Genomic DNA, 22682 nt, shown 5'->3' with positions numbered 1-22682 from the left:
ATTGCTGAGTTATTTTTGCCGGTTCGTTTCAATGTTTTTCGAAATTTGTTCTTCCGCTTCTCTCAGTGCCGAGTTAATATCTTTCTCTCCTTTGACGACCGGGATGATGGCATTGGACATATAACCTTCCGCGAACGAATCGTATTTGCTCACTGGAAGCGCTATTGCAGGGGCCGTTTTAAAGGCGGCAATCACATTTTTTCCTTGCAAGTAAGGCAAGTTTTTGCCGAACTCCTGCTCAATATTACTTGATTTCAATACCGGCAGCCGCGCGTTGCGGGCTACTTCCGTCTGAACCTCGTCGGATAGAATTGTGGAGATGACTTGAAACGCTTGATCTTTGTATTTGCTCTGCGCCGTGACATGAAGAATCCACTCATCGACCTGCATGCCGGTGTTAGGGCGTTCTTTGAATGACGGGTACGTGACCAAATCCCAATTCAAATCCTGGGCATCCTTCAAATTCGGCAGGTTGTTATTGGAAGCCACCATAGCGAGTGTCCGTTCTTTCTTAAACTGATCCGTACCGGCGCCGGCCAAACGGGGGGTATCGTTTCCGGGAATGTCGTATATGCTTTTGAGTAATTCGAATATTTTTTTCCAGTTATCGTTGTTCACGGTCGGCTTCTCCGTTACCGGATCGACAAAGCCGTATGACAGCACGGAGGCCACGCGGGTCGATTTATCCGGTTCCAGGCCCCGATACTGCACGCCTCCATCGCTGCGCGTCACTTTTTTGGCCAGCTCTCTGGCATCCTCCCATGTCATGCCGTCCTTCGGATACGGGACACCGAATTTGTCGAAGATATCTTTATTATAATATAGTGCGCTGAAGTGCGTCGTCCATGGAAGACCGATTAAGTTATTTTGCAGGCTTGCAGACTTCACCGATTCTACGGCGACCTGGTTCAACCGGGAGAGGTCGAAATTGAATTTTTTGATCAGCGGTTCGATATTATCTTCCATCCCGGTTCCTACAAACCGGTAAATGAGAGGTGAGGCGGTCATCACCAAATCCGGTATTTCGCCGGCGGCCATCAGCTTATCGAAACCGTTCTCCGGCTTGGACAAATCGATGGGCACGATCGTAATGTAGGGATAGCGCTTTTTCACCGGCTCCTCGACATACTTCTGGAACTCTTCAGGTCCAAGCCATCCCATGCTCAGCGCGAATTTGATCGTGACGGGCTCGGTCGAAACCTGAGGCGTAGCGTTCTTCTCACCGGCCGTTTTATCGTTATTTCCGCTGCTGCAAGCGGTTGCGAACAATAATAGTGAAAGTGCGGCCATTCGATTCATTTTCATATCGGTTTCCCCCATTCATTATTGTTGAAGCAAAGTTACCAACAATTGAAATAATAGCGCTTACATTAAACGGTCCAATTAGACACAAAACCGGTCCATATGATGGGGAAATTTGTTCGGAAGCATCCCGGAATCACCGTCACAGTCGACTGTGACGATGTGGGATATTCGCAGTCACCCCCATTTCCTCCTCTAGACAATGCGCCCATGTCCCTCGAAAGGATAGTCGATCGTAATACGTCCCGTCTGGCAATCGCCAATGCCGCTGTATAGTTCGGCCTTGCCGTCCGAACGCATCACAATTCCCGAAGTAAAGACGCAGTCGACCAATTGCGGTGCCTTGGCAGGTCCCGGCGGATAGCAGGTACGACTTCCGATCAAATGAAGATCCGAAGACTCACGGGTGGTTGGATCGAAGACGAAGGCCATGTTCAGGTACACCTTCACTTCCCCGCCATTCTCATCCTCATCCTTGTAGCAGATGTGGCCGATGACGCCGATTTTGCCGCTGTCGAGTAGATAAGCCTGATTAACACCTCCCCATTCGCCTTCCCCGAAAATGCCGTAGATGTAAGGTGCGTTCTCGATGACGTCCGCAGTCAGCTCTTCCAGTCTGTCAACGACCGTGAAGCCTATCATGGATTCACTCCCGTATTTGCCTCTCATCTCCGCACTGCGCGGACGAGAGAAGACGCCAATCTTGCCGTCCGATAACGGAACAAGGCGAATATCCTTCATTTTGTTAGGTCCGGTAGTGAAGTAGTACAAATTGTGGAGGTCGGTTCCCCGATAGAAATAACCGAAAAACGTGCTGTATTTTCCAGACTGATACTGTACATGTGTCCCGCCCAGGACAAGCTCATCACCGATCTCCGAGATGTAAGGGTCTTCCAGCGTATAAATCATGCTATCTTTCACCACGGTCCATTCATCCTGTCCCGTCTCCTCGAACAGGCGGACCCAAGAGCGGGCCCATTCCTCTCGACGCTCTAACCGCCCGAACAAATAGCGCTTCCCGCCCCGTATGAACGGGATCGAAATATTGTAGACATCAAAACCGTCCACACCATGAAACACCAATGTCTCACTCTCATAAATTTTTTTTGTCTGTTCAAATTCAATTCTTTGCGTCTTCCGGTTCAACTTTTTCCCCCCTGTTAGAAGCACTCACTTTCTTTATTTATGGTAAAATAAATGAAGAATAAAAGCCTAACGCGTTTTTCGATAATTATCCCATTTTTTCTGAGGGGACCCGCCATTATGTCACAATTCCCAAGATATTTAAAAGACTATTCTACCAAGGACAGCCCGTTCCAGTTCGAGCTCCTAATTAATAGGCTGAAGAAAGGCTACCCTTCCCACCGGCAGGATTACCTGGAATTTTCATACGTCAAGAGCGGGACCGGCTGGGAAACGATCAATGGGGTAAAGCATCGGATGGAGGCGGGGACGTTTTCTTTTTTGCTGCCGTATCAAATTCATGAATTGTTTACCGATCCGGGATCGGAGCTAATTCTGTACAATTGTCGATTCAGTATGGAATTGCTCATGGAACCGAACCAAGAAGAGTTGATGAACGGCATGGTCAATGGTACCGAAGGGCTGCCTTCCTTCGTTCAGATCGAGGGGAAGGAGAAAGCGCGGACGGACAACCTGCTTGAGGATATGATGGAGGAATACTCCGGCAGCGACCGATGGCGGAACAGCTATTTGCAGGTTAAGCTGAAGGAGCTTCTCATTCGGTTCGACCGCTATCGGAGGAAGAATGGAATAACACCGAACGGGGAGCCCGCCCCGGGCAAATCAGCAGGAGCCGTCTGGCCGATCATCCACTATATTAACGGCAACTATCAGGAGGGTTTGACACTAGGCGGAATTGCCAAGCAGTTCTCATTGAGCATCTCCCGGGTCAGTGAAATCATTAAACAAGCTACAGGCCAATCGTACGTCCATTTCCTTCAGGATCTTCGCATCCGCCATGCGTGCAGCCTTCTCGTTTCAACGGAGATGAGCGTATCCGAAATCGCACTGGAAGTTGGCTACGGATCGTATAATACGTTCTCGCGGATTTTTCGAGACACCAAGGGTATATCGCCGTCAGAATATCGTAAAATGAAGACGCTAAAGTCAGAAACGGCACCTTAAATCACCTCGTATGCTCGCGATCCGTCTTGAATAGAGGACGCCCCACATATAAGGGGGCGTCCGGCAGCTCCTTTGCTTCACTTGACTTCCTTGTAAGCTTCCTGCTAGTGCATATTCAGTAGCGACACTTACAACCCTCTTGGCAAACCCCCGATTTAAAAACTCTGTCCTCGTGTGTAATGCTGCCACTTCCCATTTTTCTTCGGAATATTTCCATACTGCCGCCACAGAAGCAATTTTGTTTTCTACTATAATTGCACAGTACGTGTGTCCTAGTTTGTCCTAGTTCCCTAGCTTTGTTCCAATCATCTTGATTCATATTCCAAAATTCCTTCATAAGCCATAGGTATCGGATTAACGTCGCGGATATCGCTAAATAATTTTCGCATCTTATAAGTATATGTTTGTGTCACCATAAGCGTAAAAGGGAATGCTTGTGTCACTAACCTACGACACAAACATCCCCATTAAACAAAAAGGGTCCCTTGATTTTATTGATTTTATTTATGGCATGTTGTGTCATTAGACGACGTGTTGGAATTATAAGCTTTCTTACATTTGTCGGCAAGCTCAGACTGAGGCGAGTGGGTTGTTAGCCAGTTTCATCTCCTCCATTTGAATGCTGGAAAGTAAACGTGCATCTTAACTTGCCGTTTACAGGAGAACATCTGACAAATACAAGATCTTCACCTAAAATTTTCGATATGGCTTCAATCTTTCTTTCGATGATTTGTCTTTTACGGGCTATGACTTGCTGACACGTGAGTGTTTTTCCCTTTATTTTTTTCAAAAATATCCCTTCCTTTTTAACCGGGCTGTGGTCCGAAGCTAAAGAAGCATCTGAATTTCCCGTTTACTTTAAAGCAAGCGATTCCAACATTTTGGGTGCCAATGATTTTCGCCAAAGTCTGTATTTCCCGTTCGACTGTTTTCTTGTTACGGGCAACCATGGGACGCTTGGTTTTTACAGCCTTTTTCAAAGTCGTCACGTCCTTCTTGTTTTCATCAAATCCGATCATTAAATACGAATTCACCACACTTTGTGCGAGAACAGCTGATATCTACGAACTTTGCGCCAACTATTTTTAATAATTGCTGGAGTAGACGAATGACTTCCCGCTTCAGTCTGGCTACCTGCTCTTTTGGACCGGGGCGGCTTTGTCCCTGAAAGGAAACCCTACACCCCTGAGGGTTACAGCTCCCGCTCGCGCTTTTTGCACCTACAAGCGTTCTTAATAACAATAATCGTCTGTTTATTTGCTGCTTTATTCCAGTGATTAGTCTTTGACAGCGGAGTGCGTCACCGTTTGAACATGCGGACGCTATCCCCATATGCGTTGGACGAGTGAATGGATTCCGACGCAACTGACCCTGCTTACATGAACATGTCATACGTTGTTGCTCCCTCCAACTAAAAAAAACGTTTCGTTATCCTTCCGGTTTGGAAAACCGTTATCCGGAGGCGGACCACACACTTTCAATCCGAAAATACCGGATGAATGGGAATGACCCGTTCATGTTGTCCAGATAATAGTATTTGGTGGACCTTTTTATTTACCCGGATGAATGCGAAGGACCGAGCTGATTTGGTTGAAGGCTACCGGAGTGTCCTCTTCAAACAAGCCAAACATTTTCGCCGTGTTGGGAGTTACTTGTATGAATGGTTCAACAAAAATGTCTGTGCCTGCTTGAAGCCGAACCCTTTTCGTTACAAGTCCGCGCTTCAATAGCAGCTGATCCTTGAGAATTCCGAGTAACACTACGCCGATCGCCGAAACGTGTATTTCATTGTCCGTTATACGAGTGATGGTCCTGTCGCCATTCGTATTAATTTCAACGACTGTGCTTCCAATCCTAGTGGCAATCGAAGTACGCGACACCGGTTTTCTAAAAAAAGAAATGCTTCGATCGACCGAGTCAAACCGCACATTGTAGCGCCTCTTATTGATCAAGCCTAACGTTCGCGCAGTTGCTACACCCACGTCAATTCGATTATCAATGCATTCAGAAGCATCACTGTTAGTTAGGGAAACCCTTACTTTCGCATTCCCTCGTCGCAGGACAACATTACCATCGGGTACCGTAAATGTAGGCAATGGCGAGCCTCCGCAGCCCGCAACTAAGAATGCTTGATTTGCAAAATCAGGGACAACATTCACATCAAAAACAGCCCGCGAGATCATCTCTGTAAGCTTCACACCTTTCATGCTTGCCATAATGGAACGGGTATTCCTATGCGATTTCGCACCTAGTACCCATTCATTATGGTATGTGTCCCATGCGTTGCTGCGCTTAGATGATTGCCCTTTCTCCGGATATAATCCTCATTCTGTTCAGAGCACGACATTACATGGCTTGAGTATGTTTCGTGTCGTCCTAATATCTAAGTTAGCCGGTTTCCGCGTTTTCGGTATCTTCTCAGTCCCACCGCGCTCCGAACCTTCGATACCTTGATGCTTGCTATGTTGCGGTTAGACCAATCCATATATCGCGGCGGCAAAAACTGCATGAGCAGCGCCCCGTTCAGCTTCACCGGCCGGCCGCGTCGTGCAATTCCAGGCTGAACTGGTACAGCGTTGGGCCGTCGATCTCCCAGCACGCGGTGCCCTTTCCCCTGCACCGGCCGGGGCCTACTGCTCGTGCACCATCTGCCAACTTCAGCTTAAGCTTCAGCATCACCGGAAATGACTCTCACACGCCGATGTTGATACGGCAATGCGTATATGTTCTTGTCCCCATACGGTTAAGGATTCATGTTCTTGTCCTGAGCTGAGGACAAGAACATATATCTGTAAAATTAAAAAATCCGCGATCTACGCGGATTCCAAAGCATACAAGTTCTTGTCCCTCGAAACTTCTTCCTTCCGTTCCAAAATCACGGTGCAGCGCGAGCTACAAAATGCCCTTTAGCTTAACGATGCCGCCCGATCGATCCTGCGGCGGCCTCAAATTTGACTGCCCTCGCCCCTGGCCCAACAGCCCCTCACGCCAGCGACTTAAGCTTGTCCGGATTGCGCAAAATATACAGGCCGCGGATGAGTCCGCCTTCGACGCGGAATAGGGCAGCCGTATGAACAACTCCGTCCTCGGAGCGCAGAATCATGCCGGGTTCCCCGTTGATGCGCTCCATATGGATGACCACTTCTCCCTCGATCGTAGCGGCCTTGCGAATGATGCCCATAAGAAATTTCGCAACGCGCTCTGCGGTATGAATCGGATTAACCGCCGCCTGCACCTTGCCTCCGCCATCGGGCAGCAGCACAACGTCGGGATCGAGCATCGACAGAAGCCGATTCATGTTCCCCTGTTTGAGGGCGGTCACGAACCCGTCTACCCATTCCTCGCCGGCCGTTTGGGCCGGGAGCGGCGCCTCGGCGTCCAGCCCCATTTTCGCGCTTGCGCGGCTGAACAGCTTCCGGCAATTGACCTCGCTTTTATCCATTAGCCTAGCGATTTCCCCATATTCGAACCCGAGTGCCTCCCGCAGCACAAAAACCGCCCGCTCCGACGCCGACAACCGCTCCAGCAGCACCAGCATGGCATAGGACAACAGATCGTCGCGCGCGACCGAATCCGCCGGGTCGCTATCCGCCGCAACAAGGGGCTCGGGCAGCCACTCTCCAAAATATTCCTCCCGCTTCTTGCGAGCCGACTTGTACAGATCCCGACAGCGGTTCGTGACCATTTTGCACAGGTAGGGTCCGGGCTCGGTCAATTTCTCCGGCGGCAATTGATATGCTTTCAAAAATACGTCCTGCACCACGTCCTCGGCGTCGGAGACCGACCCGGTCAGCTGGTAGGCGAGGTTGAACAGCAGTCCTTTGTACTGCTCGTACAGCTCCTGCATCTTGTCACTTCCTTGTCCGGCTGCTTTCTTCTTGTACTTACCTTATAACTTGCCCGGCAATTAATCAACCCAAGCCTAAACGGCTTACGACGTCCTTTGGAATGGCGCAATATCGTTTATGTCGTCGCATTAGGATAAAGTTAAAGCAGTCCGGGCGCTTACTTTTTGTTTGTTCAAGCGAAAATCTTCGCCGTCCCGTGTCACAGAACGTTTGGCTCGCTCGTTATAAGTATGTCGGACAAAACAACAGGCTTCATTTAAACCAAATCGCCCAGCGAATACGGGCTAAAATCCAGGAGGAAACTCATGAAAATTGTAGTGATCGGCGGCAGCGGACTTATCGGCAAAGGACTCGTACAGAACCTGAACAATCTCGGTCATGAAGCGGTGGCGGCTTCCCCGTCCCTGGGCGTCAACTCGGTAACGGGCGAAGGGCTGGCTGCGGCGCTGGCCGGCGCGCAAGTCGTCGTCGACGTCACCAATTCGCCTTCGTTCGAAGAGCAAGCGGTGCTTACGTTCTTCGAAACGTCGACCAAGAATCTGCTGGCCGAGGCGGCGAACGCGGGCGTGCAGCACTATATCGCCCTGTCGATCGTCGGCACGGACCGTCCGCCCGGAAACGCTTATTTCAACGCCAAGGTCGCCCAAGAGAAGCTGATCCAAGCGTCCTCGATTCCTTACACGATCGTCAGAGCGACGCAGTTCTTCGAATTTGCCGGCACCATTGCCTATACGGCGACGGAAGGTCAAACCGTCCGTTTGCCGTCCTCCGCCATGCAGCCGATCGCGGCCGCGGATGTGAGCGCGGCTTTGGCCGACTATGCGCTGGAGGAGCCCGTGAACGGCATTGTCGACCTGGCCGGACCCGAGAAGGTCGGGATGGACGAGTTCGTCCGCCAATCCTTGAAGGCGGCTGGGGATAATCGCGAGGTCGTCACGGACAACGAGGCAGGCTACTTCGGCGGGCAAGTGGACGATAGCGCGCTCGTTCCTGCGGACGACAGCAACGCGCGTATTGCGCCGACCCGTTTGGCGGATTGGCTCGCGCGCTCCTGATTGCAATTTCTGGGAGACATATGGAACACTGTGGCTATCGTTGCGAGTGTGTCGGCAATTTACTGACCGGACCGGACGTATAGATATTTCGCGTATGAAACATAGGCTCCAAATCGCTTGAACTGTAAGGTAACATTCCAGGTTAGATACGAAGGGCCTCAAATTCTCTGCGTAATGCAGGGGGATGAGGCCCTTCGTGACGTTGGGACTTAGAAGGTTCGTGCGACGTCGTTCACCGATGGAGGAATGTCGCTCTCGTCGAACCCGAGCGAAGTCCGCCATTCCAAATCGCCAGAGGGGATCAACAAGTACCTGCTCGGCTCCTCTGCGCGCATCCAACGCTGTTATCGGCCATCTGGCTATTTGGGGAAGCTTCCCCTTTAATTATGTACATCCGAAACGGAAATCCATCCATTTTATCCGCTCGTTGTTTGCTGTAGGATGGGCCTGAGTCCGTTAAAACAAACCTGTACAAGGGGGAAATTACAATGACATCCCGAGCGCCGCTGTCCGTTCTTTGCTTGCCAGCTGCGCCTTGATCCGCTGCACAAAACAGAGAGCGGATGCGAATTCAAATCGAATGCAGACAAGGAGACGATACCAATGATTCACGAGGAAACGAGATGGAATGAAACAGGAAAACCGGCCTGGCAGCCGCTTCTGCAATATACATTGGAGCTGCATCTGTGCAGCGTTCGGCCGGCAGCGGCTCCATTTCGGTATGATTGGGAGGAAATCGGTCCAGGGTACTGTTACGGTCCCGCGTTTGGCCATTGGGATCTTGTTCACGCCATTTTCGATATGATGCCTACCCACCCGGACCACGCCAAAAAGCAGTTTCTGAACTACCTCTCCTTTCAGGGGGAAAACGGCGTCTTGCCCGGCACGATCATGATGCGGGACGGGAAAGCAAAATGGAATATGGAACTGAGCCATCCGCCGGTATGGCCTGTTGCATTGGACCAGTATGTGAAGCGGTATGCGGACAACGATTTGCTTCAAACCGGATACAACGCGCTTCTGCGGCAAATCGGCTGGTTCGAATCGGAGCGGAAAGCACCGTTCGGCTATTACTACATGGACATTATGACACGCAAATGGGAAAGCGGTGTCGACGACGGGATTCGGTTTGACCAGGCCCCGCATCACCCGACTGCTTGTGTTGATGCGACGTCCCATGTGTACCAATTGTATACGTACGCCGCGCAATGGGCCCAACAGCTCGGCAGCGATCCGGAGCCTTTTGTGCAGCGCAGCAAGGAACTGAAGCTAGCGATTCAACAACAGCTGTACGATGAACAAACAGGTTTCTTTTACGATAGCTGGACAATGGCGCAATCAGGTCCAAAGCCAGGGGCGCAGGAAGGGATGTGGCCGCTTGCGGTAGGGGCAGCCACACCACAGCAAGCGAACCGGGTGATCGACGAGCATCTGTTAAACCCGGAGCGGTTTTTCACCAAACACCCGCTCGCAACCGTCGCCGTTTCCGATCCGGCGTTTGAATTGCGCATGTGGCGCGGACCGGTATGGAATAGTATGACTTATTGGGCAGCAATGGGTTGTATGCACTACAACCGCATCGATGCAGCACTACAATTGCTGGAGGGGGCACTTGACGCCTCAGCCGAGCAATTTGCACGGACAGGGACGATCTGGGAGTTTTATCACCCGCACGGTGAAGCGCCGGACAGCCTCACGCGCAAACCGTATACGTCGTTCAATACGCCGTGCCGCGACTACCTGGGACATAACCCGCTTCTGGCGATGGCTAGCCTGTGGCAGCACTTGAAGTTCCAATCCTAACACGAGTCTGTTTCAAACGGCACAGCGTGCGTCATCGGACAAGACGCTTTTCAGACGGCGAACACGACATTCGATAAACAACTACTCCTGTTCGAGTCATGCGCTCTGCCGGCCCTGCATGATGATGCCGGGCACCATGAATGGAGATTTAGCTGCACGCAGAAAACAAGCGGTTGAACTGCGGAAAACGCTGCCCAACCGCTTGTTGCTGTGGTGCTGTGCTGCTGCCCATACGAGTCTGTTACAACGGCTGTGTCATTAACGTACCTGTGTCGTCAATTTGGATGGAATACCGGCTGCCGCCCGGTGCCTTCAGCACAAGCCGCTCTTCCCCGACAATGCCAAACGGCTGCCATTGTCCCGGTGTTCCTCCCTGCACACAAACCCACCCCAGAGTGCTCGACGATTGTGCAAGGCGGTTCATCACAATGCTGCTTTGACTCCATGTCCCTGAAACCGGAATGGCGTCTGCCCATATGACCCCGGCCCCTTTCGATATGGCTTCCGGAGTATAGAGACGGGAAAGTGTATCCGCCCCCCCGACAGGAACCCCCTCTCCCGTAAACAAATTGGTTCCGGTGATCTTGATGTCGGAAGGTTGGCTCTCCGGTTCCATTTTGATCGCAAACCGTTTCGCGTCAATGACGTTCCCGTCGAATAACGTATCGGTCACCACTTCCTTGAACACAAATCCGTAGTCCGTATGTACCAGCGAGTTGGCGCTAATGTGATGCCCGCTCGAAGGATTGCCCAGAAACTGCACAGCACCGTACGACGAATACACATCTTTGATCTGATTGCCATGCAGCTTGACTTGTTTGCAGTTCCACAACGCCATCGCAACAGCCCGGCTTGCCTCGATGCAGTTATCAGCAATAACAGGCGCGACCGCATTTTGAATCACCCATCCTTGAGCTCCTGTCGCGTAATCCTGATTGCCGCGGATCACCAATCCTTTTAAAATTTTCGAGATGGATAACATCCGCGCCTCGCCAACCGACCCATAAAACAAATTGTTCGTAATGCGGACCTCTTCTGTATTGCCCTCATAATTGGAATTGCAACGGAATAAATAGCGGGATCTCCCTTGATTGTTGTGAACCGTAATCCGTTTGTTGGGCAGGCCGACATTTGGCGTCAACGAGTTTACAAAATGCCCGGTGGAGTAAAACGTATTTCCTTCAATCCATACATCTTCCACCAATTCCTTGCCCGTCGAAGTTTTATTCGGCTCTAAATCGATGCACGCCACATAGTTGTGCGGATGATTCATCACGTTATTTCGAATCCAGACGCTGCGTGCCGATACGACTGCAACGACGCACCGCCTCGGACCCGACATTTCGTTGTCGTAAATGTAGATTTGCTCACAAGGGGCCAAAAACGAGACACCGTTATGGGATCCCAAATAGACACAATCTCCGTAAGGATCGACCAGGACGTTATGATGGACATGGACGTGCCGCGAATCAATGATGCGGAGCAAATGCGATTGCTCTCCCAGCTCCCCGCCCGTATACTGCCCGTCCAAACGCAAACCGGCAATATGCAAGCCGCCACCGCGATACCCTACAATGGAAAACATCCGTTTGTTATCCGATCCGTCCGGCTGCTGCATGCGAATGTCCGGCATTCCGATACCGATGATCGAGTTGGTCAAATTTATCATTGTTTGCAGCACATACCATGCCGCCGTCTTCGGGACGAGAATCGGCTTCCCTTCGCTTGCAGCAGCAGCAAAAGCCGCTGTATCGTCTGTCACGCCGTCCCCCTTTGCGCCATAATCGAGAACATTCACCGCCCCAAGCTTCGCCCAATGCGCCAGCCACGGTTGCCCTGTTCCGTACACATTCTCTGTCACCGTCTGTGCAGGCTTAGCAAACACATCGGTCATAAACGCTCCGGATGCGAGCGCAGCTCCTGCCATGCCGACAGAAGCAAGCATTTTTCTTCTGCTTAGTCGCAAACGAGAACGTTCACTGTCCTCCCATTTGCTTGGTTGATGGTCATCCATCCTCAATTCCTCCCTGCATGAAATATGGCGCTTCCCATCGGGGGTACGCTTCTGTTTCAGCATAGTTGAAATCGTTTTCATAAAGAATGGCTTCCATTTACGCGCGAATGTATCCAATTTAATCGTTAGACAGAATGTGTACTGCGGTACATCGATGGCGTCACATTAAAATATTTGCGAAACAATTTGCTGACATAGTAGCCGTCCTGGTAGCCGATACATTCCGCAATCTGATTCATGGTCAAATTGGTTTCCAGCAGCAAGCTTTTAGCCCGTTTCAACCGGTAAGAAACAAGATACTCATTCGGGGTGACCGAAAACTGTTGTTTGAATTTTTGCGTAAAGCGCGCCGGGCTGAGCTGCAGAGCGGACGCAATCTCCCGTAGTTCAAACGGCTCGAACGCCCGCTGCTGCAGCATCGCAACCGCCTGAACCATGACGGGATCCGCGGTGGAACTGTCTGCTTCGTCAGACGACAGGCCATGCATGCTTCTGTATTCTTTGCCATACAAATACCACATATCTTGCACATAATGGTTGTGGATCGTCATGCGATGACGCTCGTTACGCTCCTCCGCCTCCCGCATCATCGCGAAATTGGAGGAGAGCCGCTTCGTATTCTGGAAACTGATTTTACCGGCAATAAGAGGTGTCTCGGAATGGAATCCCGCCTCCATCCCGTCCAAATCGGTCCACCGCAGCCGGAATACATAAAACGTTAATGGTTGAATGACGACTCTTCGCAGAACGGTCTGAGCCGGGCATACGACCAAATCGCCAAATGTCGCGATTCCTTTCCGGTCCCCAAACTCGTAATAAAACGATCCATCCTCAACAGCAAAAATCGTCCACTCCCGGCACAAATCTTCATAAAGCAAAAAACGGTCCTTGCGTCTCCAGTACATGGAGTAAAAAAGCCGCGGCACATAATTGTCGATCGGAGCACGTTCCATCCAAATGTCCCTCCATCAGGTCAGCAGGCCGTTTCGAGATCGGCTACCATGGTGTTGTTATTCATCCTCCTGCCCTTTAGGTGAACGAAGCAGCCGAGCGATTCGCCGGCTGTCTCGTTATGTCATACTATTGAGCTTAAACAAATCATTAGTTTTACGGCAATGCTTATATGTTCTTGTCCCCGTATTCATAGTATTCCTTGATGCCTATAGTTTGGACAGGAACATATATCCCTAAAATAAAAAATCCGCGTTTTAAGCGGAAAAGGATGCTTGGATTTACAGGATGAGAAGCACAAATCCCAATACTATAGAGGGCTGTGTGCAGCAACTGTTGCGCTTTACTTTTGGAACGAACGCCTGCAGTCGGTCACATGGCATAGTCCGAGACCGGTCGGGTCGTTCCACGGACGGCCAATTGAGAAGCCACTTTTACATGACGATACCCGCCTTCCGCCGGATGCCCGTGCCCGGTCAAAATATCCAGTGCCGCGCTCGCCAAATGCTCGACGTTCGGCCCGACTGTCGTAACCACAATGTCCGTCATCTCCTCAAGTTCCGGAACATCGTCGTAGGCGATGAGCGAAAGATCTTCCGGGATCCTCACATTGCACATTCTGCACAGCTTCAGCAGTTTGAACATCGCGATATAGCTGTCGACTATTAGCGCCGTCGGGCGCTGCGATTTCGTTTTGCGGAGCATATCCGCTACCCGATTCCACGATTCCGGAGCGTTTTTCGGAGTAAAGATGAGACGGTCGGGATGGTCTTCTAGTTGAAGAAGCTGTCCGGCCCGGTCAAACCCTGTGATCTTCTCCGAATTGTAGCCGATAAAGCTGATCTTGCGGTGGCCGAGCCCGGAAAGATGATCCACAGCTTGTTGAATCGCCTCTTGTCGGTCAATGGATATGGTATGGTAGTAAGGACTTGGAGAACTGTTGAACATCAGCATCGTTCCCTGAAACGATTCTCTCGTCCGGATAAATTCCGGGGACGTATTCTCTGCAGTCGGCCATACAACGATAGTATCGACAAAATGTTTCATGAAAGTTCGAACCCCCGCCGCCGGGTTTCCCAACGCAACCATCACCGAGTATCCTGCCTTTTCGGCCTGGATTTGAAATTGCTCGAACAAGTGATAAAGAAACAGACCGGATTTGTTCGGCCAAATCAAGCCGATGCTGTCCGATTTGCGGTCGACTAGGCGGCGGGCGGCAAGATTCGGAACATAATTCAGTTTATTGGCGATTGCTATGATTTTGTTTCTAGTTTCCGCGCGGACACCCGGTTCGCCGTTAAGCGCTTTAGACACCGTCGTGAAGCTGACGCCCGCCATTTGAGCAATATCTTTAATCGTAACCACGGATTCACCCGATTCATGAAAGTTCTGGTCTATGCTTTCATTATAAATGAGAATCGGGGACATTGCCATCCACGGCGGTTACGGGACCTTAACGCTACTTTTCACCTCCGCAACCGCCTTTTGTGCGTTTTCTGCCGCTTCTCTAAGCGCGGTATTCAAATCGACCTCCCCTTTCACGATTCGAGGAACGACCGCATGCAGCTGTCTGCCCGCCATCAGTTCGTATCGGCTGCTTTTCGCCATAGGACCCGGCTTGTTGTAGAAAACCGATTGCCAGTTTTTATCCTTGAATACCGTATCCTGCGCAAACGGAATGCGGACATCTTCGCGATCCAGCACCGGCATAAAGCCTTTTCGGGAATAATCGGTCTGCATCTCCAGCGACATCAAATATTGAATCGCCGTTATGGCGGCATCCTTGTTCTCCGATATGCTTGTAACCCCCATGACGTACGGCGTCGACTGGGAGCCAACGCCGGGCTTCTCGGCAAGAGTGGGCAGCGCGATCATGTCCCAGTCAATCTTCTTCATATCTTCCGGGACTGTCAGAGGGAACTGCGAGTTAAACACAAACATCGCCAGTTGCTGGGAATTGGTCAATTCTAGGCGATAGGGAAGACGATTGTTCGCAATCACCCATTCCTTATAGCCCGGCCCTTGCGCCGAAACGATAAAATATTGTTGAATCAGCCGTTTCCAAACATCCTCCTGGAATGTCGGCATTTCCGACTTCGTATCCCAGAACGATTGCCCGTACGGATTCATGTTCAGAAATGACGGCGATGCGGCAAAGCCAAGATACTGCTTTTCCCCCTCTTTCCGGGTCAGGCGCTGGGCCGTTTGCAGCATGCTTTCCCAAGTCATGCCGTCTATGGGGTACGGAACACCGAATTGATCGAAGATGGATTTGTTGTAAAACAACGACTGCACGATATTTGTGATTGGCAACGCATATATTTCGCCGTTTGTCGTACGCAGCCCTTCAATCAAGTCTGATTGATACTGGCGCAGATCGATACTGTGCTTTTGGATCAGCCCGGTCATATCATATTGAAGCTCGACCGGCATGGCCATTTCATTAAACGTATTGCTTGCACTGTACAAGACGTCCACTTTTTGATTCATCACGAGCAGCTCCGGAAGCGTCCTACCTGCAGCACTGCGGATGTAGGTGATCGTCCAATTCGGGAACTTCCTCCTGAGCGCGTCTCCATAGAATGTATTGAACGATGCTTCAGTATCGCCGCTGCTCGAATGAAATACGAGCTCCAATTTTTGATCGACAATCGATTCCTCGGCCTTCGACGGCGCCTTCATCTGCTTGTTCTCTTGCTTTTGGCAAGCGGTGACAAAACCAAGCGTCAGCAATGCGAGTCCACCCAGGGTAATCCAATGTGCTGGTTTCTTCATTCTTCTTCTCCTCGTTTGAGAATTGGACACATTCACTCCGCCATGCGCGATAGGCCGCGTTGGTCCCCTCCTGCACATTGCCTTCCAGCAATGCGATGCAGTCCGCACCGCCGAAGATTCCCGGCAATGCGGATCGCCTGCTTTTGACGGCCGTCGTCCCCGCCGGAAGCGGATTTTGTCTTCGGATTGTTGGATAAATTCCCTCTCCCGCAGCACGCGATGATCTGGTTGTCCGTCACGTATCCGGCAAAATGCCTTTCAGGTCAAATCCATGATAGGCCGTTGTGTCCACCAGGTTGTTCGTAATCGTCAAGTCGTTTCCGCTCCAATACGTATCAATGGCATCCAAGCCGCGGGCAGCAGCTGCCCGGCTGCCGAAAGCGGTAAGCAGCTTTCTTCTGCTGATTGGGCTAGAAACCGATTTCTTTGACGTTCTAGCACATCGTCTAATGAAATCAATCCAGCAAGTCTTGAATCCGTATGCACTTTCCTTCCACAATGGAACGATTCGCGGCAACACCGATCAGCAGGGACATGGCTCCCGACATGGAACCGGCGCGCTGCCGCAGTTCATCCTTCGATTGCATGCAGATCATCTGTTGAAGACGGTAGTCACCGCCTCCGTGCGAGCCCGTCGCTTTTTTGGTCTGGCGGCTGATCACCTCCCCGGCGCGGTTATAGATTTGAATTTGGTGCATGGGCTCTTCGGCTCGCGGTCCCCTGAAGTATTCGCCCGCTTCCATTCTCCCCTCCGTTCCGTTGAACGTGGCGGTCCAATTTTTATAAGGACTGTGCGCCACCAAGGTGTAGTTCAGCAAGGCGCCTCTTTTGTATTGGACCTGGACAGACATCGTGTCATAGATGTCAATGTCGTCGCCAAACACGCATTTGTCCCGGATGTAGCCATCCTTCTTCTCGTTATCGTAATAATGCTCGCGGATAAATTTGTTGGCTTGAATATCGTAATAATGCTCGCAAGATTTTTTGAAGTCGCACGTCAAGCAGCGTTCCCCTCTTTGCTCCCTTGCGGGCCCGAAATATTGTCGGGTTCCCATCGCATTGACTTGCGCCGGCTGATCGTCCAGCCACCAATTGACCAAATCGAAATGATGGGTCGATTTGTGAACGAGCAGCCCGCCGCTTTGATTCATATGTCGGTGCCAACGGCGGAAATATTGCGCTCCGTGAGTCGTGTCGAGGTACCAGTTAAAATCGATACTCAACAGCCGGCCGATCGTTCCCTCCTCGATGATTTTTTTCAATTGGGCCATATAGGGCATGAACCTGCAGTTGAAGGCGACCGTCACTTGCCGCCCCGTACGTCGTTCCGCCTCCAATATCGCTTTGCACTTGTCGCTGTCTGTCGTCATCGGCTTTTCGGTAACAACGTCAAAACCGGCTTCCATCGTTCGGATGATGTATTCGTGATGGGTATAATCCGGCGTTGCGATGATATAAAGCTCGGCGCCGCTCCGAGCAAGCAATGTATCGAAATCGGCATAAACGGGAATTCCGCCATGCTCCTGTGCGAACTTATTTGCTCGCAGTGGATTGATATCGAACACGCCTACAAGCTCGACCTCGTTCGGAAAAGCGTCCGCCATCGGTTTTCCGAATGCAGCCGCCCTGTCCCCTGTTCCGACAATTGCGTATTTTTTCACTTCCAGCACCCACTTTAACGTTTTCTAAAAATACATTACAAAACTAAACAATCCCTTTGTGTAATTGATTTATTTGACGAAATTAATAATACCAAACGTTTTCCATAATAGCAATGCTGTCTTTGCCCAAAGATCGTTCGAGTGATTTCCCCAGCCTTCATGCTTGAAAGATCCGTGCAGCATATAACTGGGAATCCTGCTTATGAATGATACGGCAATGCATATAAGTTCTTGTCCTCATACGGTGAAGGATATATGTTCTTGTCCATGGCTCAGGACAAGAACATATATCCTTCAAATAAAAAATCCGCGATCTACGCGGATTCCAAAGCATATAAGTTCTTGTCCCTCGACAGAACTTGACCCGTTAAACGACAAGAAGTTGTCCGCTCGTCCACAGAATAATCGTTTCGTCTCCTCTTCGGGAATTATTCGACTGTTTTATTTGTTTTTTGCCCGGCTTGTCGTGTGCAACCACGTATCGTTCAGATGGGCCTGCCTGTTCGTAATGTAATCGCTCGTTGAGGCGGCCAACTTGGCGGTCTATCGGTGTTTTGCCGCAACAAAAACGGACCGCCGCAGTCGGACGATCGCGGCGGTCCGTTTTGTCGTGCGGCCCCGGTTTAAGACGGCTGCGCTTCTTTCCTACGCAGAACCCGGATTGCGTAGTCGCGGCCGAACTGCGGCGAGAGCGCGGTCCAGAACGAAAAGAGCGCCTTTTCGATTTCGGCCATCGCTTCCGTACTGCCCGCGTCCACCATATCGAATCCCGCTTTTGCGCCCAGCCGAAAGACGGTTTGCTTGGCTTCTTCGTCCTCGCCGCTCATGAAGAGCGTGGCGTTCGCCCCGCCGAACCGCGGGTTCGCGAGCGCCTCCCACGTTAACGTATGGAACGCCCGCACGACGCGTGCGCCATTCGCGAGCCTCCTCACTTCCGCGTCAGCCGACCGCCCGTCGAACAACATCGTCGCATTGACGACGATTTTCCGCCGCAGGTCTCCCACCTCCTCCAGCACTCGCTCGATTTCCGTGCCGGGAACGGCCAATACGACGATTTCGCCGAACGCGGCCGCTTCCTTGACGGGAGCCGCCGCGGCGTTCGGGCCGATCGACTCGAGCAGCGCGCGCATTCGTTCGCTTTCCGGATCCCGCGAGCCGAACGTCACCCGGTGACCTTTCGCCGCCCATGCTTTCCCCAACGTACCTCCGATGTGTCCTGACCCGATCATTGCAATGTTCACGCACGCATCTCCTCTGCAAGTGTTTTTGGAGGCTCGAACGCCGGAACGTTCGAAACGTTTACGGCGTTCCGTCTAACCGCTCGTTGTACAGGCGAATGTTGTTTTTCGTCCGATCGATCAGCTCGTCGAGTTCGCGGCGCTGCGTCTCCATCCGGGCCAAGTGGTTCGTCAGAAGGCCGATTCGATCCCGGAGAACGGCTTCGTCTCCGTCGCGCATCGACGAGAGTTCGGTCACGCAGCGGTTCGTACTCGTGAACGACTTAATTTCTTCCAAAGACATTCCCAACCGTTTCAAACATTTTAGTCCGGACAGCAGTCGGAGATCGTCGTCACTAAACACGCGCGCGCCGCCCGACCGTTTGCGCTGCGGCTTGAGCAGCCCGATTTTCTCGTAATACCTGAGCGTATCGTGTCCGAACCCCGTCATCTCTACGACTTGACCGATTGTGTACAACGAGCATGCCTCCTTTCATACCTCATTCTACTTGCTGGAGGCGACTCCAGGTCAACTCCCGCGAAGCGAAAAATTTTCCGGTTCTAAATAATTGCATGGGATTGTCCGCCGGCAAACCCATTCCATAAAACATCCCGTGCGTAGAAGGCTACTTTTCTTAGCATATTGCTACGGAGCCGCAAATTGTTTTAGAGGACTTCAAACTGTTGAAACGCTAAAAAGAGTATGTTTATGTCCAAATTACGACAAAGGATATATTTTCTTGTCCCGAGCCAAGATAGGAACATATATTCATAAAATGAAAAAACCGCGATTTACGCGGATTCTTAAGCATACTTGTTCTTGTCCCCGACAATTATTCATGTATTATTTAGGTTGTCTATTGGAGAAGCCAATAATTAAGGCTTCTCCTTTTATATGTCCATTATCCGTTAGCTTAAATCAAATGTAGTCCACCCAGCATCACGGATCATTTTCTGTAGCGCTGCAAATTCCTTCTGATTCCTTAATTCCACATTGGTAAAGGGTTTAGTGAAAAACTCGAAATAAGGGGGCTTCGCACAGATATCTCTTTGCCCAACGCATTTACTCTGTCTCCTAAACTGCTCGTATTTTTCTTCTGTCCATTTATTATTTCTTTTGTGGTAAGCAATCCAATTCTTATTACATTCTTTAAAGTCCACAATGATCTCTTCGTCTATTTTGTTTATAAACCTTAAAGTTTCAGTAGTCACCTCTATATTTTTCAATGTATCACCCCAATAAATTGTACCATTTTTATCCATGAATAATGCTAATTTTGTTATGCAATCCTGCCCGTTTAATGAAGCATCGTCAGTCTAATACATTATTGCTTAGTCTAATATTTTATTTTCAGTCTAAAACATTATTTTCTTCTGACAGGAGCCGGATGCGACGCTCTCGGCCGGCTCTTCCTTCAGCTGCTGCTGCTCCTCGATCGATCTCAGGGTGCCAGGCGCCGGGCGGCGGTCTGTGCCCCCCCGGGCCCCGGCACAGAGCGTTTAACCTTCGGATCAGGATGGCCACGCTCTCGGGGGACAAAAGAAATTTCTCGGTTTTAATATCATTGGAACACCATCTAATAATATAATTTGAGTATCCGAATCCCGCCGGAATATATCGACATTGGAGGAATTCCATGAACAAGTTGCGACGAAGGGTTGCTTTATTATCCATACTCGGGTTGCTCGCCTTTTCGCCATTGACCGCTTCGGCAGCGGAACCGATTATTTGGCCGACTCTCCCGTCTATCCCGTCTGTACCGATCATATTGATCGATCCCGATGACGATTTCCCTTCGGGGTCCTTGGCGAACGCCCCGTTGATCGAGCGCCGTTGGGAGTATTCCCAGCTCAAGGGAGCGTATTATTCTCCGAGCCTGGCGGCGGACGGCACCTTATACGTCGGAAGCTGGAACAAATACTCCGACGGTGACGGGCTGGCCGCCATCGCGCCTAACGGCAGGCCGTTGTGGAGCCTCCTCTCCGACAACGGCTATTACGACACGACCGTCGGACCGGATGGCACTTTGTACGCTGCAAGAGGGGGAGGCGGGCTGCAGCAAATATTCAAAGACGGACGGATCGGATGGACGTACTCAGGTTCTATCACGGGGAAGATTTCTTTTTTGCCGGACGGAACGATTGTGCTCGCGGACTCGAATAAAATCGTATTTATCGACCCCGATGAGGGTTCGATTATCCGGTCGGTCAATGTGCCTTCGGTGCTCCAGCATTCGCTCAGCGTCGCCGCGGACGGCACTGTGTATGCCGTATCCGGCAAGTCGAGTCTCTACTCGATCAAGCCGGACGGCAGCTTGAAATGGTCGCGCGATATGACCGGCGGCAGCGGCACAGCTAACTTCTTCGGCACCGCGCTCGGTTCCGACGGCACCGTGTATGCCGTAGCCAACAAAAATACCGTCATGGCCTACAAGCCGGACGGGAGCGTCAAAGATAAATATACGGCATCCGCGGACATTTCGACGACCCCGGTCATCGGCAAATCCGGCGAGTTGTACGTCGGACTCGTCAATGGCAAGCTGGTCGGATTGAACACAGCCATGGACGTGAAATGGATCACCAAATTTACCAATTCCATCACGCGAGTCGTCGCCGGTCCGGGAGAGCTTGTGTATGTCTACAGCAGCGACGGTCAATATTTGTACGCGATTGCCGCCGTCGACGGCAATGCCAAGTGGAAAGCCGAAATGCCTCATAACAGCGGCGGCGGCCACGGGAATATCGTTTTCTCCTCCGACGGCACCCTGTTTGCCAGCGGCTTCGGGCTGTTCGCACTAGGAACGCCGCCAGTTGCCAGCGTAACGCTGGATAAGTCGACGATCGAGCTGCAAGCCGGGCAGAGCGCGGCGCTAACCGCCACCGTCGCTCCCTCCGAAGCGGTCAATCGCAAAGTCAATTGGAAGAGCGACGATCCGAATGTCGCCAAGGTCGACGGCGCGGGCATCGTAACGGCCGTGTCGGCGGGCAAAACCAAGGTGATCGCATCGACGGACGAAGGCGGCTACATGGCGATTAGCGAGGTGAACGTCAGCGCATCGCCGCCCCCCCGCATCGTGTTGCGGGATATCGACGGCCATTGGGCCAAACCTGAGATTGCAAAAGCGGTGGAACTGGGAATCGTCTTCGGATACGAAGACGGGACGTTCAAGCCGGAAAAGGGCGTGACAAGGGCGGAGTTCGCGGTGATGCTCATGCGGGCTTTGAAGCCGGATGTCGAAGGCATTGCTCTGCCGTTCACGGACCAAAACGATATACCTTCGTGGGCGGCCAACGCCGTCGCTCAAGCGGCTCAGCTCAATATTGTAAGGGGCAATTCCGACGGAACGTTTCTTCCGTCGAACAACATCACGCACGAGGAAATGCTGGCGATGGTCGTGCGCGCCTCGGGCAAAACGGTTCCGGATCCCGCGCCGACCAGCGGTTACGCCGACGACGCCGATCTTTCGGACTGGTCCAGGGGATCGGCATACGTCGCTTATCGGCATTCGCTTATCGGCGGCATGAACGATAACAAGGTTCGGCCGAAGACCTCGACCACTCGCGCGGAATCGGCCGCCGCCATCGTTCGCATGCTCGACATATAAGTCAACAAGCCGGGGACCCTATGGTCCCCGGTTTGTTACCAGGGCATTGTCAGCCGGCGCGAGCTGTTCAGGGTGCCTGGCGCCGGGCGGCGGTCTGCGCCCGCCCGCGCCCCGGCACAGTGCGTAATGGTGGTCGAAGCGTACTCACAGGGAAAAATGGTCATGGTACTGGATAATACTCGTATTCATCATGCAAAATTACTTCAATCCTTTCCGGAAAATTACAAAGATCGTCTTGAATTGGTTTTCTCGCCTCGGATTTATGTTCTATTCCCTCCGCAGCGCTCCGAACTTCTGCAGCGC

At 51.5% G+C, this 22682-nt stretch carries 17 protein-coding genes and 1 pseudogene; 5 read left to right on the top strand and 13 right to left on the bottom strand.

The features are described from left to right. Nucleotides 1–9 precede the first annotated feature (9 nt). Both FE784_RS17875 and FE784_RS17870 read right to left on the bottom strand, forming a co-directional pair. On the bottom strand, nucleotides 10–1305 hold the full coding sequence (locus FE784_RS17875; protein ID WP_176706323.1) for an ABC transporter substrate-binding protein: 1296 nt from the start codon (nucleotides 1303–1305) through the stop codon (nucleotides 10–12). Nucleotides 1306–1497: 192 nt separating this feature from the next. Then, nucleotides 1498–2448 carry a DUF1861 family protein gene (locus FE784_RS17870; protein WP_139603592.1) on the bottom strand — a complete coding sequence of 317 codons (951 nt, stop codon included), beginning with the start codon at nucleotides 2446–2448 and terminating at the stop codon, nucleotides 1498–1500. A gap of 117 nt (nucleotides 2449–2565) precedes the next feature. Between FE784_RS17870 and FE784_RS17865 the strand changes: the two genes are divergently transcribed. Further along, nucleotides 2566–3450, top strand: coding sequence for an AraC family transcriptional regulator (locus FE784_RS17865; RefSeq protein WP_176706322.1), 885 nt, complete (start codon nucleotides 2566–2568; stop codon nucleotides 3448–3450). A gap of 806 nt (nucleotides 3451–4256) precedes the next feature. Here FE784_RS17865 and FE784_RS17860 read toward each other — a convergent pair. From FE784_RS17860 to sigJ, 3 genes are all read right to left on the bottom strand, one after another. Then, entirely contained in the window at nucleotides 4257–4469 is a 213-nt protein-coding gene (locus FE784_RS17860; protein WP_139603590.1) for a hypothetical protein, read from the bottom strand. 531 nt (nucleotides 4470–5000) lie between these two features. After that, on the bottom strand, nucleotides 5001–5666 hold the full coding sequence (locus tag FE784_RS17855; protein WP_139603589.1) for a hypothetical protein: 666 nt from the start codon (nucleotides 5664–5666) through the stop codon (nucleotides 5001–5003). A gap of 767 nt (nucleotides 5667–6433) precedes the next feature. Further along, the gene (gene sigJ / locus FE784_RS17850; protein WP_139603588.1) at nucleotides 6434–7297 is read right to left on the bottom strand and encodes an RNA polymerase sigma factor SigJ; all 864 of its coding nucleotides are present in this window, start codon (nucleotides 7295–7297) and stop codon (nucleotides 6434–6436) included. A 306-nt stretch (nucleotides 7298–7603) separates the two neighbouring features. Between sigJ and FE784_RS17845 the strand changes: the two genes are divergently transcribed. Together FE784_RS17845 and FE784_RS17840 are read left to right on the top strand one after the other, a co-directional pair. Further along, the gene (locus FE784_RS17845) at nucleotides 7604–8353 is read left to right on the top strand and encodes an SDR family oxidoreductase (RefSeq protein ID WP_139603587.1); all 750 of its coding nucleotides are present in this window, start codon (nucleotides 7604–7606) and stop codon (nucleotides 8351–8353) included. A 603-nt stretch (nucleotides 8354–8956) separates the two neighbouring features. Continuing rightward, nucleotides 8957–10156, top strand: coding sequence for an MGH1-like glycoside hydrolase domain-containing protein (locus FE784_RS17840; protein WP_139603586.1), 1200 nt, complete (start codon nucleotides 8957–8959; stop codon nucleotides 10154–10156). A 241-nt stretch (nucleotides 10157–10397) separates the two neighbouring features. On the opposite strand, the gene FE784_RS17835 is transcribed toward FE784_RS17840, so the two are convergent. From FE784_RS17835 to FE784_RS17800, 8 genes are all read right to left on the bottom strand, one after another. Continuing rightward, complete coding sequence (locus tag FE784_RS17835) at nucleotides 10398–12170, bottom strand: glycosyl hydrolase family 28-related protein (RefSeq protein WP_218103789.1); 1773 nt, start codon at nucleotides 12168–12170, stop codon at nucleotides 10398–10400. A gap of 125 nt (nucleotides 12171–12295) precedes the next feature. Then, nucleotides 12296–13123 carry a helix-turn-helix domain-containing protein gene (locus FE784_RS17830; RefSeq protein WP_139603584.1) on the bottom strand — a complete coding sequence of 276 codons (828 nt, stop codon included), beginning with the start codon at nucleotides 13121–13123 and terminating at the stop codon, nucleotides 12296–12298. Between the two features lie 370 nt (nucleotides 13124–13493). Further along, a complete protein-coding gene (locus FE784_RS17825) occupies nucleotides 13494–14486 on the bottom strand; it encodes a LacI family DNA-binding transcriptional regulator (protein WP_176706321.1) in 993 nt (330 codons plus the stop codon). 78 nt (nucleotides 14487–14564) lie between these two features. Next, a complete protein-coding gene (locus FE784_RS17820) occupies nucleotides 14565–15896 on the bottom strand; it encodes an ABC transporter substrate-binding protein (protein WP_176706320.1) in 1332 nt (443 codons plus the stop codon). Nucleotides 15897–16351: 455 nt separating this feature from the next. After that, nucleotides 16352–17557 carry a Gfo/Idh/MocA family protein gene (locus FE784_RS17815; RefSeq protein WP_176706319.1) on the bottom strand — a complete coding sequence of 402 codons (1206 nt, stop codon included), beginning with the start codon at nucleotides 17555–17557 and terminating at the stop codon, nucleotides 16352–16354. A 623-nt stretch (nucleotides 17558–18180) separates the two neighbouring features. Next, entirely contained in the window at nucleotides 18181–18798 is a 618-nt protein-coding gene (locus tag FE784_RS17810; protein ID WP_139603580.1) for an NADPH-dependent F420 reductase, read from the bottom strand. A gap of 58 nt (nucleotides 18799–18856) precedes the next feature. Then, complete coding sequence (locus tag FE784_RS17805) at nucleotides 18857–19252, bottom strand: MerR family transcriptional regulator (RefSeq protein ID WP_139603579.1); 396 nt, start codon at nucleotides 19250–19252, stop codon at nucleotides 18857–18859. A 431-nt stretch (nucleotides 19253–19683) separates the two neighbouring features. Further along, nucleotides 19684–20001, bottom strand: a complete 318-nt coding sequence (locus FE784_RS17800) for a hypothetical protein (RefSeq protein ID WP_218103788.1) — start codon at nucleotides 19999–20001, stop codon at nucleotides 19684–19686. 410 nt (nucleotides 20002–20411) lie between these two features. On the opposite strand from FE784_RS17800, the gene FE784_RS17795 reads away from it, so the two are divergent. Both FE784_RS17795 and FE784_RS41960 read left to right on the top strand, forming a co-directional pair. After that, nucleotides 20412–22379 carry an S-layer homology domain-containing protein gene (locus FE784_RS17795; RefSeq protein WP_139603577.1) on the top strand — a complete coding sequence of 656 codons (1968 nt, stop codon included), beginning with the start codon at nucleotides 20412–20414 and terminating at the stop codon, nucleotides 22377–22379. Nucleotides 22380–22505: 126 nt separating this feature from the next. Continuing rightward, nucleotides 22506–22634, top strand: a pseudogene (locus FE784_RS41960) (transposase); the annotation flags it as partial. Nucleotides 22635–22682: the final 48 nt, after the last annotated feature.

It is taken from the genome of Paenibacillus hemerocallicola (assembly GCF_006265175.1).
GTDB classification, from domain to species: Bacteria; Bacillota; Bacilli; order Paenibacillales; family NBRC-103111; genus Paenibacillus_AB; species Paenibacillus_AB hemerocallicola.
The sequence above is the reverse complement of the archived record's forward strand: the minus strand, read 5'-3'. Positions and strand labels throughout refer to the sequence as shown.

Bases quoted from the DNA above. Each gene is read 5' to 3' on its own strand.
- FE784_RS17835 (WP_218103789.1), bottom strand. From the start codon at position 12,170: ATGGATGACCATCAACCAAGCAAATGGGAGGACAGTGAACGTTCTCGT.
- FE784_RS17795 (WP_139603577.1), top strand. From the start codon at position 20,412: ATGAACAAGTTGCGACGAAGGGTTGCTTTATTATCCATACTCGGGTTG.
- FE784_RS17830 (WP_139603584.1), bottom strand. From the start codon at position 13,123: ATGGAACGTGCTCCGATCGACAATTATGTGCCGCGGCTTTTTTACTCC.
- FE784_RS17845 (WP_139603587.1), top strand. From the start codon at position 7,604: ATGAAAATTGTAGTGATCGGCGGCAGCGGACTTATCGGCAAAGGACTC.
- FE784_RS17820 (WP_176706320.1), bottom strand. From the start codon at position 15,896: ATGAAGAAACCAGCACATTGGATTACCCTGGGTGGACTCGCATTGCTG.
- FE784_RS17860 (WP_139603590.1), bottom strand. From the start codon at position 4,469: ATGATCGGATTTGATGAAAACAAGAAGGACGTGACGACTTTGAAAAAG.
- FE784_RS17855 (WP_139603589.1), bottom strand. From the start codon at position 5,666: ATGGCAAGCATGAAAGGTGTGAAGCTTACAGAGATGATCTCGCGGGCT.
- sigJ (WP_139603588.1), bottom strand. From the start codon at position 7,297: ATGCAGGAGCTGTACGAGCAGTACAAAGGACTGCTGTTCAACCTCGCC.
- FE784_RS17875 (WP_176706323.1), bottom strand. From the start codon at position 1,305: ATGAAAATGAATCGAATGGCCGCACTTTCACTATTATTGTTCGCAACC.
- FE784_RS17865 (WP_176706322.1), top strand. From the start codon at position 2,566: ATGTCACAATTCCCAAGATATTTAAAAGACTATTCTACCAAGGACAGC.
- FE784_RS17840 (WP_139603586.1), top strand. From the start codon at position 8,957: ATGATTCACGAGGAAACGAGATGGAATGAAACAGGAAAACCGGCCTGG.